At 45.0% G+C, this 1,230-nt stretch carries 1 protein-coding gene; it reads left to right on the forward strand.

All coding sequences use genetic code 11. The annotated features are described in order from the left end of the window. Window positions 1-250 precede the first annotated feature (250 nt). Window positions 251-1,230 (forward strand): IS256 family transposase (locus EDM57_RS22440; protein WP_122906899.1); only part of this gene is annotated, 980 nt, incomplete at its 3' end.

A 1,230-nucleotide genomic window follows, 5' to 3' on the forward strand; every position in this document is an offset into this window, starting at 1 on the left:
ATGGTAGTACCTAAGGAAAACATAAGTTTCTTATCCAGTAAAAAGAAAAATTTAGGGGGGTTACTTCTCCACTACAGCCGCTATTGCTTTCAACAGAGTCGATGTTTCGGTACGATTCAGCTTCTTCCCATGAAGCACTTTGTCAAATATCTGCTGTAGTGCCGCTTGATTCCCTGACCGTTTCGGCTTATTGAGAGCGTAAAAAGTTTTGTGTAAATGGTTAAACTTCCCATTAAGGAGATGATCATTTATGCAAGACAAAAGAGACATGACGATCAAGGAGTTAGCGAAGGATTGCCGTACCATCGAAGACGTGCACACCATGCTGAAAGATTTGTTCCGTGACACCATCCAGCAGTTGTTTGAAGCTGAAATGGATGCCCATTTGGGCTATACCAAACATAGTACCGATGGGGATCATTCAGGAAATAGTCGGAATGGGTATAGTAAAAAGACGCTAAAGACAAAGTTCGGGAACACAGAAATTCGTGTGCCTCGTGACCGTAACGGCGAATTTGAACCTCACATTGTGAAGAAGCATGAAACTACCACAAATGGCTTGGAGGAGCAAATTATCGCACTCTATGCTAAAGGAATGTCTACACGAGACATTGAGGAACACATGAAGGATCTGTACGGAATCGATGTATCTCCTGCGATGGTTAGCAAGGTGACCGACAAGATTATGCCAATGGTGGCAGAATGGCAATGCAGACCGCTGGATCGGGTTTACCCCATCGTGTTTCTGGATGCCATCCATTTTAAAGTCCGTCAAGAAAATCGAATCGTCAACAAAGCAGCTTACAGCGTTCTCGGCATTTCGATGTCTGGTCATAAGGACATTTTGGGCATCTGGATCGGCGAGCACGAAAGTGCGAGCTTCTGGCTCAATGTGTGCACAGATCTGAAAAGTCGTGGTGTAGAAGATATCTTGATTGCCTGCAAGGATGGACTGGCGGGCTTCTCCGAAGCAATCAACGCAGCGTTCCCAAGAACCCAGATTCAATTGTGCGTCATTCACCAGATTCGCAACTCGATGAAATATGTACCGTTCAAGGAAGAAAAGGCCGTTTTGGCAGATTTAAAAAAAGTCTATCAAGCTCTTACGCTGGAAGAGGCCGAATCAGCATTTGCTATGTTCAAAGACAAGTGGGGGAAGAAGTATCCCATCATTATTCGCTCCTGGGAAAGCAACTGGCTTGAATTGACCGCCTATTTCAGCTATCCCCC

The sequence above is a fragment of the Brevibacillus gelatini genome (assembly GCF_003710935.1).
GTDB classification, from domain to species: Bacteria; Bacillota; Bacilli; order Brevibacillales; family Brevibacillaceae; genus Brevibacillus; species Brevibacillus gelatini.